Origin of the sequence: Herbidospora galbida (genome assembly GCF_005233835.1) — a bacterium.
GTDB lineage: Bacteria > Actinomycetota > Actinomycetes > Streptosporangiales > Streptosporangiaceae > Herbidospora > Herbidospora galbida.
In genome coordinates this window covers 1-11,478 of record NZ_SZQA01000034.1, presented here as the reverse complement: position 1 = coordinate 11,478, position 11,478 = coordinate 1, and the positions used below count along the sequence as shown (strand labels likewise).

The window sequence follows — 11,478 nt, the reverse complement described above, 5'->3', positions numbered from 1 at the left end:
TCAGCCACCCTCCTCGGCCACGAGGTCGCGGACCAGCGGCGGGAGGGGCTCCCCGGTGATCTCCCGCCACCGGTCGCCGATCTCGCCCGGCCCGGCCGGGGCGACGCAGCGCACGAGCCAGTCGAGCGCGGCCTCCGCGTCGCCCCGGGCCACGGCGACCCTGACCAGCTGGCGGCAGGTGGCCCTCGTCATCCGCCGGTCGCCGAGACGCCCGTTGGCGTCCAGCGACCGGCGGAACCAGCGGTCGGCCTCGTCGAGCCGCCCGCGTTCGAAGGCCACCCGGCCGAGCCCGTGGCGGCTGCCGGCCGTCACCGGCCGGTAGTCGATCTCCTCGCCGGTGGCCAGGGAGGTGCGGTACCACTCCTCGGCCTCGTCCCAGTCCTCCCGCTCCTCCGCCACCCGGCCGAGCTGGTGCTGCACCGCTGCCAGCTGCGCGCCGGCGGGCCGCTGCGGGAGCGCGGCGAGCAGGTCGCGGTAGGCGCCGCCCGCCTCGGCCAGGCGGCCGGTGGCGAGGTGGCGCTCGGCGTCACCGGCCACTAGAGAGAACCACAGCTCCCCGGCCGGGCCGTCGAGGGCCGGGGCGATGCCGCCGGCGAACTCCAGGGCGCGGCGGCCCCGGGCGGTCCACTCCCGCCCCTCCTCGTCGAGGTCGTCGGACCAGCGCGCGGTGAGCACGGCCGCGATCCGCTGCGCGGTCCGCCACTGGCGGGCGTCGAGGGCCGAGCCGAACACTCCGGCCAGGCTGTCGTACTGGACCCGAAGCACGCGGTCGGCCAGTTCGGCGTCGCCCTCGCCGAGCTGCCGGTGCAGCCGTTCGGCGAACTCGGCCGTGGCCTCCAGGAGGGCGAACCGGGTGGTGGCGTACTCCTGGTCAAACGTGCGCTGGCCGGCGGCCCGCCACTCTTCGATCAGGTGGGGGCGCAGGGCGGGGTGGATGGCGTACATGCCGAGGGCCATGGCCATCGCCGGGCCGGTGCCCAGGCCGTGGGCGGTCTCGGTGCTGACGCGCACCCGGGTGAGCAGCCCGGTCGCGACGGCGCGGTCGAGCTCCGCGCGCCAGGCCGCCGGGCCGAGGCCGCGGAAGGATTCGGGGGCCGACCAGAACCGCGACAGCACGGCGAGGACGTCGGTGATCACCACCCCGGGGAACAGGGCCGCGGCGCCCAGCCGCCGCCGCTCGTCGGCCGACAGGTAGGTGAGGGCGTGGTGGACGCCAGCGCCGAGCAGGTCGCGGCCGAGCCCCCGGTGGCGGAGGGCGTCGAGCAGTTCCTCGGGCTCGGTGTCGGCCAGCCGGGGCAGCGTCAGCCGCATGGCGAGGGGGTGCCCGGCCAGGGCCGCCATCAGGTCGGAGAAGAGCCACCGCTGGCGGCGCGGCGGCGCGCCGGGCACCGACGCGAGCAGCCGGTCGGCGTGGCCGACGGCGTCCTCGGCGTTCAGCCCGGCCACCTCGATCCGGGGCAGGTCGCCGAGCCGGGTCTCGGGCGTGCGGCTGGTGATCAGCACCGCGCCGCGCGCCGATCCGGCGACGTCGGCCACGAGGTCGCGCAGGGCGGCGGGGCCGTCGTCGTCGAGGGTGTCGAGCCCGTCGAGGATCAGCAGCAGCCGCCGTTCGCCGAGCAGCCGCCGCACCAGGTCGCGCCGCCGGTCGCGGTCGGCGCGGGCGAACTCGGCGCCCAGGTGGGGCAGGCCGAGGGCGGCGACGACCCCGTCGGGGCCGGAGGCGGTGTGCCGGACCACGCCGCCGGGGTCGGCCCCGCCGGTGCGGGCCCACCAGCGGCCGAACGCCTCGGCCAGGTCGGTCTTCCCGATCCCGGGCGGCCCGTGCAGGAGCGCGGCCCGCCGGTGGTGGAGGTGCTCCTCCAGGTCGTGGAAGAGGTCGTCGCGGCCGACGAACGTCTCCCTCGCCGTGGCGGGGTCGCCCTTGGGGTCGAGCAGCTCGGGGAAGCGCGCGTCGCGGCGGAGGTGGTGGACGGGGACCAGCCAGTCGTCCAGCCGCAGCGGCCCCCGCAGGCTCGGGCGGTCGGGCCGTTCGGCCAGGCGTTCGCGGCCGGCCGTGACGGCGGCGGTGACGGTGTCGCCGGCGATCAGGCGGCCGTACAGGCAGGCCAGGAAGTCGGCGGCGGCGGCCGCGTCGAGCCGGTAGGGCAGCGCCACCACCGACCCGGCGGTCTCGGCCAGCGCGGCCGCGGTCTCGGGCGGGCAGGCGTTGGCGACCACCAGCGGCACGTCGCCGGCCCTGAGCGCCTCGGCGACCTCGCCGGCCGGTCCCGGCAGGCCGCCGCCGTCGAAGTGGACAACGTGGAAGCCGGCCACGACCTCGCGGAGCCGGGCCACGGTGGGCGGGCGCAGCACGACGAGGTCGACGTCGCCGCCGAGCCGGTCCAGCAGCGGGCGGGCGACGATGGGGTGATCTCCCCGGGACAGCACCGAGAGCACCCGCAGCCGTTCGCCGGGCACCGGCAGAGGCTCGCCGGGGTCGGTTCCGGGCGTGGCGCGGACCACCGCGACCTGGTCGAGGGCCAGGTACCGGCCGCGCTCGGGGTCGCGCAGCAGCTCCCACGGCACGTCGTCGTCGCGCCCCCGGACGACCAGCTCGACCGGGCCCTCTGCGGCCCGCGCCGCCTCGTAGGCCGCCCGCCGGTCGTCGGTCGTGAAGACCGCCGCGAACAGGGCCTCGCCCCATTCGGCGAGCCCGGCGGCGGCCTCGGCTCCCCGGGCGGCGCCGACGCCGTAGGGGACGCGCCGGTAGTCCTCCAGGTACCACTGGAGGTCGGGCGGGCCGGGCGGGCAGGCGAAAGCGGCGGGTTCCCCCGCGGAAAGAGTCGTCCGCCCGTCGTCGACGTCGAGCAGCAACCGGTCAACCACCACGTCTCCCCGAATCTCCGAAACGTGGCTCAGTTCGCGAACTTCCGGGCCGTGTCGCGGGCCCACGTCGCGGCCTCGCCGGCCTCGGCGGGGGTGACGACCGATCCCGTCATCCGGCTCAGGCGCTCCACCTGGTCGGCGTAGCGCAGGTATTCGGCGGCGGCGTGCTCGCGGCAGGGCAGGCAGGTGACGCTCTCGGGGCGGACCGACGTCTGCGCGTAGGGCGCCCGGATCCCGCAGCCCGTCGTCACGACCGTCGGCTCGTCGGGCACCAGGCCGGTCGACGACACGAGCAGGTTGCGGTAGGCCGCGCCCGCCTCCAGGGTCTTGCGGTCAACGTGAATGTGAGACATCGCAAAACCGATTAAACCGCTTCCCACCCCGAGTCGCCGAACCGGAACACCCGCAGGTCCTCCACCGGATAGGGGTCGCCGGGGCCGGTCGAGACGGTGATGCCGGGCAGCAGGGTGCCGAGCTCGACGTCCCGCAGGTCGCGGGCGGCCGCCATCAGGCCCTCCCGCGAGGGGCACTCCATCCGTTCCAGGGCCGCCGCGAAGGCCGCGGCCGACGTCCAGCCGAACATCACCTGCGAGCTGAGCGGGTCGGCGTCGGGGACGTGCCGCCGGACGGCGGAGACGACCGTCCGCACCGCCGGGTCGGTCTCCCACGTGGCCGGGTCCTTGTAGAAGTTGGTCGTCAGCACGCCCCGCAGCGCCGAGGGCCCGAGGGCGGCGATCAGGGAGGGGGTGTTGGCGACGCCGTTGAGCAGGTGGAGCGGGTTCCACTCCGTCATCGCGGCGTCGGCGGCCAGGGCCTGGGCGGCGAACTTGGGCGTGCCGACGTTGAGGAAGACCCCCGCCCCCGACTCGGCCAGGCTCGCCATCTGGGCCTGGACGTCGGCGTCCATCACCTCGTAACCGCGCCGGGCCACCACCCGGACGTCCGTCCCGGCGACGGCGTCCTCGAAGGCGGTCAGGAGTTCGTGGCCGAAGTCGTCGTTCTGGTAGAGGACGGCCACCGTCGCGTGCGGGCGGGTCTGGAGCAGGTGGCGGGCGTAGACGCGGGCCTCGGCGGCGTAGGTGGGCTGGAAGCCGATCGTCCACGGATAGGCGGCCTCGCCCCATTCGGAGGCCCCGGAGGCGACGAAGAGCTGCGGCACGCCGCGCTGGTTGGCGTAGGCGCGCACGGCGGCCGTCGACGGGGTACCGAGCGTCTGGAACAGCGCGAAGACCCGGTCGGAGTCGACCAGCCGCCGGGCCTCCTCGACGGCGCGGGCGGGCTGGTAGCCGTCGTCGCGGACGAGGAACTCGACCTGGCGCCCGGCCACGCCGCCGCGCGCGTTCGCCCAGGCGAAGTAGGCCGAGACCCCCTGCGCGACCGCCGCGTAGGCCGAGGCGGGGCCCGACAGCGGATAGACGCCGCCCACCAGCACCTTCTCCGGGGTGATCCCGTCGGCGCGCTGCCCGGCGCACTCGGCCGGGCTGCTCAGCACCACCTCCGCCGAAATCAGCCGGCAGGCCGACACCAGTGACAGCGCCACCGACAGCGCCACGAGCGCGAGTCTTCTCACGACCGGTCCCTCCGGATGAACGCGGGTGCGCGCCGGACCAGCCCGGTCACCCCGTTGGGCGCGACCGCCAGCACGAGGATGAGCGCCAGGCCGGAGACCAGCCCCGGCGCGGGGAGGAAGGTCACCACGACCGCCCCGATCACCGCGCCCGACACGGTCCCGAGGCCGCCGATGACGATCCCGGCCAGCAGAGTGATCGACAGCGTGACGGTGAACGACTCGGGCGCCACGAACCCGGTCGTCCAGGTGAACAGGCAGCCCGCCACGCCCGCGTACATGGCCGACCAGGCGAAGGCGTGCGCCCTGATCGCCGCGGGCCGCATGCCGAGGAGCTCGGCCGCGCCAGCGTCGGCGCGCAGGGCCACCAGCGCCCGTCCCCGGTTCGACCGGACCACCGCCCGCATCAGCGTGAAGGCGGCCGCCGCGACGGCGAGCACGAGCAGGTAGACCCACTGGTCGTCGTCGAGGCCGGTGAAGAAGGGCGCGTCCGGGGTGCGCACCGGCAGCCCCATCGCGCCGCCGGGGGCCAGCCGCCTGATCAGCGGCGGTACGGCCACCGCCACCGCGAACGTCACGACCGCCAGGTAGACCCCGCTCAACCGGACCGCCGGCCGTCCGAAGGCGTGCCCGAGCCCGTAGGCGACCAGCCCGGCCGCCGGCAGCGTCAGCGGGTAGGGCGCCCCGGCGGAGAGCAGGATCGCGGCGGTGTAGGCGCCGATGCCGAAGAACGCGCCGTGGCCCAGCGAGATCTGCCCGCCGTGCCCGGCCACCAGGTCGAGCCCCAGCAGCGCCACGACGTACACCAGCACCAGCGTCACCTGGTGCAGCGGATAGGGTGGCACCAGGAACGGCACCGAGACGGCCCCGGCGACGGCCGTGCCGAGCGTCGCCCGGGGGTAGGGCCAGGTCGGCCGGCGGTCGCCCGCGTACTGCCCGACGGCCGGGCGGCGGTGCCCGGTGCCCGTGCCGGGACCCGTACCCGTGTTCAGGCCCGTGTTCAGCCCCGCGCTCATGCCCGCACCCCCGCGAGCCCGCCGAGCCGGACGGCCGGCAGCGCCAGCAGGACCGCGAGCGGCACCAGCACGCGCAGGTCGGCCCACAGGTAGGTGCCGGCCAGCGTCTCGGCCACCCCGATCAGCAGCCCGCCCGCGACGGCCGCGACGGGGTTGGCGAACCCGCCCACCGCGGCGGCGGCCAGGGCCGCGACGAGGGCGCCGCCCATCATCCCGGGCTCCAGGAACACCACCGGCGCGACCAGCACGCCCGACACCGCCCCCGCGACGGCGGCCAGGCCCCAGCCGAGGGCGTGCACGCGGCCCACGCGGATCCCCGACAGCCGGGCCGCCCGGGGATCGGCGGCGACGGCGCGCAGCGTCAGCCCGGCGCCGCTGTGCCGGATCACCAGGTAGAGCAGCGCCAGCACGACCGCCACCACGCCCAGCGGGCCGGCGACGCCGAGCGGCCCGCCGGGGAAGGGGTTGGGGAAGGTGCGCAGCGCCGAGGTCCAGATCTGCGCGGCCAGGGCGTGGACGAGGACGTACAGGCCGATCGTCATGATCAGCGCCGCGTCGCCGTCCCGCCGCATGACGAGCCGCTGCGCCAGCGCGCCCGCCGCGAACGCGACGACCATGGTGAGCGGCAGCGCCGCCCAATAGGACAGCCCGGCGTCGACGAGCTGCCACGCGACGTACGCCGACACCATCGCGAGCTCGCCCTGGGCGAAGTTGACCACGCCGGTGAACCGGTGGACGAGCACCAGCGCCAGGGCGAGCGCGGCGTAGACCGCGCCGGTCCCCAGCCCGTGGAAGACCTGCCCGATCATGCGGCCAGCCGCCCGCCGTCGAGGGTGTGCACGCGGTCGGCGACCAGGGCGGCGGCCCGCGCGTTCTGCTCGGCGACCACGACCGTGGCGCCCTCCCGGCCCGCGATGACCCCGAGGGTCTGGAACAGCCGGTCGGTCAGCCCGGGAGACAGCCCCCGCGACGGCTCGTCGAGCAGCAGCACCCGGGGCCGTCCCATCAGCGCCCGGCCGATCGCGAGCATCCCCTGCTCGCCGCCGCTGAGGGTCCCGGCGGGCTGCCGCAGGTGGGCCTGGAGCACCGGGAAGTAGGTGAACACGCGCGCGAGGTCGTCGTCGATCCCCCGGCGCGGCCAGGCCCGCGCGAACGCCCCGACCCGCAGGTTCTCCTCCACGGTCAGCGGCCCGAACACCCCGCGTTCCTCCGTCACGTGCCCGAGCCCCCGCCGCGCGATCTCCTCCGGCGCGAGCCCGAGCACCGGCGCCCCGCCGACCCTGACGACGCCGCGGGCCGCCACCAGCCCCGACAGCGCCCGCAGCAGCGTCGTCTTCCCGGCCCCGTTGGGCCCGAGCACGACGACGACCTCCCGCTCCCCCGCCACCAGGTCGACCCCGTGCAGCACCCGCACGGCCCCGTATCCGGCGCGCAGCCCGCCGACCTCCAGGCCGCTCATCGCGCCCCCAGGCAGGCCGCGATCACGGCCGGGTCCCGGCGCACCACGTACGTCGGCCCGTCGGCGATCTTGTGGCCGAGGTCGAGGCAGACGATGCGCTCGCACAGGCCCAGCACGAACTCCATGTGGTGCTCGACCACCACGACCGTCATCCCCGTCGCCCGGTGCAGCTCCCCGATCAGGCCCGCCAGGGCCATGGCCTCCTCCGGGCCGAGCCCGCCGGCCGGTTCGTCGAGCAGCAGCAGCCGGGGCTCGGCGGCGACCGCGCGGGCGATCTCCACCCGTTTCAGTACCCCGTAGGGCAGCCCGTCGGCCGGATGGTCGCCGAGACCGAGCAGGCCGAACAGGTCGAGCACCCGGTCGGCGTGCGCGCGCAGCCGGCGTTCCCCGTCGCGGGCGAAGGCGGCCCGCCAGAAGCCGGCGGCCCCGAACCGGTGCGCCCCCGTCATGACGTTCTCCCGGACCGACAGCCCGGGGAACACGGTCGGGTGCTGGAAGGTCCGCGCGATGCCGCAGCCGGCCACGAGGTGGGGCGGCTGGGCCAGCACGTCCTGGCCGTCGAAGCGGACGACGCCGTCGTCCGGGACGCGGCGGCGGGTCACGCAGTCGAAGAGGGTGCTCTTCCCGGCGCCGTTGGGGCCGATCAGGCCCACCACCTCTCCCGGGCCGGCCAGCAGGCCGACGGCGTCGAGTGCGGTGACGCCGCCGAAGCGCACGGTCAGCCGGCCGATTTCCAACATGGGCACCATCGCCTTGTCTCCGCCTCGTCGCGTGCCGACGGAACGGTGCATGAGTCTTGGCAGCGGTGACCGGGTCGCGCATCGGTGAAATCACCAGTCTTGCCCTGCGCGCCGCAGGTGACGAAAGGTGTCGCGACTTTTCCGGCATATCCCTCTTTCAGCGATGACATGCGGCCGTAACACTGAGGAGATGCCGGCAGCCCATCACGTCACACCCGCCCCCTTGAGGGGCCGTGAGGCCGAACTCGCCGCGTTGCGGCGCGTGCCGGCCGGCGCGCGGGCCGGGTCGGGCGGCGCCCTCCTTCTCGTCGGCGCGGCGGGAACGGGCAAGTCGGCACTGCTCGACCTCTCCGCCGCCGAGGCGGGCGACCTGCTGGTGCTCCGCGCGCGGGGGGTGGCGTGCGAACGCGACCTGCCCTACGCAGGGCTGCACGGCCTGCTGCGCCCGCTGCGCGACCGGCTGGCGGCGCTGCCGAAGGCGCAGGGCGAGGCGCTGGCCGAGGCCCTCGACCTGGGGACGCCGTCGGGCCGCCTGGTCGTCCCGGCCGCCGTGCTCACGCTGCTGTCGCTGGTGGCGGCCGACCGTCCGGTGGTCGCGGTCGTGGACGACCTGCACCACTTCGACGCGCCCAGCCGCGAGGCCCTGCTGTTCACCGCCCGGCGCCTGGCCGGTGAACCCGTGGCCCTGGTCGCGGCCGCCCGCACCGACGTGTGGGCGGGGGCGGTGCCGGTCCGGCAGCTCGACTGCCTGGACGAACGGGCCGCCAGGGAGCTGACCGACGACCTGGTGCCCGGCGGGCTGCCCGACGACCTGCGGGCCGCGCTCGACCAGATCGCCCGGGGCAACCCGCTCGCGATCACCGAACTCGCCGCCGCCCTCACGCCCGAGCAGCTCGCCGGGACGGCCGCCCCGCCGGCGACCCTGCCGCGCGAGGGGCGGTTGTGGCGGGCGTACACCGACCAGATCGAGGACCTGCCCGGCCCGACGCGGGACCTGCTGCTCTTCCTGGCCGCCGATCCGCGCCTCGACACGGCCACGCTGGTGCGGGCGTTCGACGGCGACCCGTTCACCGCGCTGGAGGCGGCCGAGCGGGCCGGGATCGTGGAGGTCGCCGGCGACCGGTTCCGGTTCCGCGACCCGGCGGCCGGGCCGGTGGTCTACCACAGCGCGTCGCTGCTGGCCCGGCGCGGCGCCCACCGATCGCTCGCCGGAGCGCTGGCCCACCACCGGCTCCGGCGAGCCTGGCACCGGGCCGCCGCCCTCGACGGGCCGCCCGAGGAACTGGCCGACGAACTGGAGGCCGCCGCCACCGCGACCGGGTCGCCCTGCCCCTTCCCGGAGCTGTCGCTGGCCTACGAGCGGGCCGCCGAGCTGAGCACCCGCGGCGACACCCGGGCGACCCGGCTGGCCGCCGCCGCCCAGTACGCCCGCCTCGAAGGCCGCCCCCACCGCGCGCACGCCCTGCTCGACCGGCTGCGCAGCGGCGCCGTCTCGGCCGAGCTCCGGCAGCAGGCCGAGAGCATCCGCGCCCGCCTGGAGTTACGCGGCGGCGAGACCAGCTTCGCCCGCGACGAACTCCTCGCGGTCGCCTCCTCCCTGCTTGATCGCGACCGCACGATGGCGGTCCGGGCGCTGGTGCGCGCCGCCGAGGCCAGCTATCTGGCCGGGGACCACCAGCGGTTCGTCGTCATCGCCCGCGACGCCCTGACCCTGCGGCGCGACGACGACCCGCCCGCGATCCGGCTCATGTTCGAGTACCTGACCGGCATGGCCGCCTCGTTCCGTGGCCGCCACGGGGAGGCGGCCGGCCCGCTGCGCCGGGTCGTCGAGCTCGCGCCCCACGTGCACAGCCCGTCGGTGCTCGTCTGGGCGGCCGTGTCGAGCCTGATGCTGGGCGACGACGCGCAGGCCTTCCGGCTGTCCACCCGCGCCGTCGAGACGGCCCGCGCGCTGGGCGCGGTGGCGACCGTGCCGCAGGTGCTGGAGTTCGCGATCAACAGCGAGTTCTGGCTCGGCCGGTTCGCCTCGGCCGCCGCCAACGCCGCGGAGGGCCTGCGGCTGGCGCAGGAGACCGGTCAGCGCGGCAGCGCCGGGCAGCACCTCGGCTGGCTGTCGATGATGGCCGCGGTCCAGGGCGACGAGGAGACCGTGCAGACCCGGGCCCGCGCCGCGATCGAACTGGCCGGCGCGCACGGCGTGAGCATCGCCGGGGCCCTGGGCAACTGGGCGCTGGCCCAGATCGACCTGGCCTCGGGCCGCCCGGCGGCCACCGTGCAGCGGCTGCGGCCGACCGCGCGGGCCGACGTGCGCAACACCCATCTGGTCGTCCAGGTCACCGCGACCCCGCACTTCGTCGAGGCCGCCGCGCGGACCGGCGAGCGCGACCAGGCCGCCCGCGCCCTGCGCGTCTTCGAACGCTGGGCCGACAGCACGGGCAGCCCCGACCGGCGGGCCCTCGCCGTGCGCTGCCGCGCCCTGCTCGCCCCGCCGGGCGAGGCCGACGACCTCTTCCGCGCCGCGCTCGATCTGCATCATCAGGGCTTCTCCGAGTTCGAGACGGCCAGAACCGAGTTGCTGTACGGCTCCGCCCTGCGCCGCGACCGCCGTCCGGGCGCGGCGCGGGAACACCTGTACAGCGCGCTCGACACCTTCGAGCGCTACGGGGCCCGGCTGTGGATCGACCAGGCCAGGAGCGAACTGCGCGCGGCGGGCGAGTCGGTGCCGACGGCCCGGCCGAAGGCGGCCGAGGAGCTGACCGCCCAGCAGTTCCAGATCGCCCGCATGGTCGCCGACGGCGCGACGAACAGAGAGGTCGCCGCGCAGCTCTACCTGAGCCCCCGGACGGTCGAGCACCACCTGCGCAACATCTTCGCCAAGCTCGACATCAGGTCACGGGTCGATCTGGTGCGGCTGCTCACCTGAACGGCCCGCGCGCGGCGACCAAGACGGAGCGGGTGGGGGGCTCCTCCTTCGCACGCGGGCCGTCCGCTCAGGCGCCCGGGTCGAGCACCGCGGCGTCGAAGAGGCCGCCGTAGTGGTGGTCGCGGGCGAGGTGAAGGAAGCCGTCGGCGTCGAGCCGGCCGCGCTCTCCCGTGCGCAGCACCCCGCGCAGGTCGTCGCCCCTGGCCAGGTCGCGCGCCGACCGGGCCGGGCCCATGCCGACGGTGTCGCCCTCGTAGACGACCTCGCCGCGCGCGATCGACAGCCGCCCGCCGGGCAGGGCGGGGCCCACCGAGCCGGGGCGGGCCTGGCCGGGCGGGGTGGCGGCTACTCCGTACAGGAGAGAGGCGAAACCCTCCGGCGGGGCGCCGCCGACCATGGTGAGGGTGCGCAGGGAGCGGTGCCGGACGGGCGCCCAGCCGAGCCGGTGCAGCAGCGCGAACACGCGCGGGGAGGCGGCGAACGACCCGCACGCCCACCGTTCGGCGGCGGCCCAGAACTCCGCGCCCGCGACCGAGCCCTCGGCGGCGACGACGGCCGCCCCGGCGGCGAGGTGGGCGTTGAGGAGCGCGAGCCCGGCGCCGGTGAAGAGGGGCGGGCTGGTCAGCGTGGCCTCACCCGACCGGATGCGCAGCGCCCGCGCCACCGCCTCCCCCTCGGCCTGTACGGCCCGGCGGGACAGCCGCATCCCGCCGGGCCCGTCGAGGAGCACCACCGCCAGGTCCGGGTGGACCGGGGCGCCGGGGTCCGTGCGCACCCATGCCCGCCCGTCGGCGCGGTATCCGGGCGGCGGTGCCCCCGGCGCCCCGAGCAGGGCGGCCGGCGCGAACCGGGTCACGAGGTCGCCCGCGCGGGAGCGGACGAGCCGGGGATCGAGCGGCGCGACCGGA

The 11,478-nt window shown here is 76.4% G+C and carries 9 protein-coding genes; 1 reads left to right on the top strand and 8 read right to left on the bottom strand.

Translation table 11 applies throughout. The features are described 5' to 3' along the window. Genes FDA94_RS29315 through FDA94_RS29285 form a run of 7 tightly spaced genes read right to left on the bottom strand, consistent with a single transcriptional unit; the run spans position 1 to position 7,647 of the window. Entirely contained in the window at positions 1-2,865 is a 2,865-nt protein-coding gene (locus FDA94_RS29315; protein ID WP_137250306.1) for a tetratricopeptide repeat protein, read from the bottom strand. A 29-nt stretch (positions 2,866-2,894) separates the two neighbouring features. Then, complete coding sequence (locus tag FDA94_RS29310; RefSeq protein ID WP_137250305.1) at positions 2,895-3,218, bottom strand: hypothetical protein; 324 nt, start codon at positions 3,216-3,218, stop codon at positions 2,895-2,897. An 11-nt stretch (positions 3,219-3,229) separates the two neighbouring features. Next, entirely contained in the window at positions 3,230-4,435 is a 1,206-nt protein-coding gene (locus FDA94_RS29305; protein WP_137250304.1) for an ABC transporter substrate-binding protein, read from the bottom strand. After that, on the bottom strand, positions 4,432-5,448 hold the full coding sequence (locus tag FDA94_RS29300) for a branched-chain amino acid ABC transporter permease (RefSeq protein ID WP_137250303.1): 1,017 nt from the start codon (positions 5,446-5,448) through the stop codon (positions 4,432-4,434). Before FDA94_RS29300 ends, FDA94_RS29305 begins: the two co-directional genes overlap by 4 nt. Continuing rightward, complete coding sequence (locus tag FDA94_RS29295; RefSeq protein ID WP_137250302.1) at positions 5,445-6,257, bottom strand: branched-chain amino acid ABC transporter permease; 813 nt, start codon at positions 6,255-6,257, stop codon at positions 5,445-5,447. The genes FDA94_RS29300 and FDA94_RS29295 overlap by 4 nt, the downstream gene beginning before the upstream one ends. After that, a complete protein-coding gene (locus FDA94_RS29290) occupies positions 6,254-6,907 on the bottom strand; it encodes an ABC transporter ATP-binding protein (protein WP_137250301.1) in 654 nt (217 codons plus the stop codon). Before FDA94_RS29290 ends, FDA94_RS29295 begins: the two co-directional genes overlap by 4 nt. After that, positions 6,904-7,647 carry an ABC transporter ATP-binding protein gene (locus FDA94_RS29285; protein ID WP_170991176.1) on the bottom strand — a complete coding sequence of 248 codons (744 nt, stop codon included), beginning with the start codon at positions 7,645-7,647 and terminating at the stop codon, positions 6,904-6,906. The genes FDA94_RS29290 and FDA94_RS29285 overlap by 4 nt, the downstream gene beginning before the upstream one ends. A 223-nt stretch (positions 7,648-7,870) precedes the next feature. Here FDA94_RS29285 and FDA94_RS29280 point away from each other — a divergent pair, with 223 nt between their 5' ends. Continuing rightward, positions 7,871-10,570 carry an AAA family ATPase gene (locus FDA94_RS29280; protein ID WP_246060211.1) on the top strand — a complete coding sequence of 900 codons (2,700 nt, stop codon included), beginning with the start codon at positions 7,871-7,873 and terminating at the stop codon, positions 10,568-10,570. A gap of 67 nt (positions 10,571-10,637) precedes the next feature. On the opposite strand, the gene FDA94_RS29275 is transcribed toward FDA94_RS29280, so the two are convergent. Further along, positions 10,638-11,478 (bottom strand): acyl-CoA synthetase family protein (locus FDA94_RS29275; protein WP_484083253.1); only part of this gene is annotated, 841 nt, incomplete at its 5' end.

Bases quoted from the DNA above. Each gene is read 5' to 3' on its own strand.
- FDA94_RS29310 (WP_137250305.1), bottom strand. From the start codon at position 3,218: ATGTCTCACATTCACGTTGACCGCAAGACCCTGGAGGCGGGCGCGGCC.
- FDA94_RS29300 (WP_137250303.1), bottom strand. From the start codon at position 5,448: ATGAGCGCGGGGCTGAACACGGGCCTGAACACGGGTACGGGTCCCGGC.
- FDA94_RS29295 (WP_137250302.1), bottom strand. From the start codon at position 6,257: ATGATCGGGCAGGTCTTCCACGGGCTGGGGACCGGCGCGGTCTACGCC.
- FDA94_RS29290 (WP_137250301.1), bottom strand. From the start codon at position 6,907: ATGAGCGGCCTGGAGGTCGGCGGGCTGCGCGCCGGATACGGGGCCGTG.
- FDA94_RS29285 (WP_170991176.1), bottom strand. From the start codon at position 7,647: ATGTTGGAAATCGGCCGGCTGACCGTGCGCTTCGGCGGCGTCACCGCA.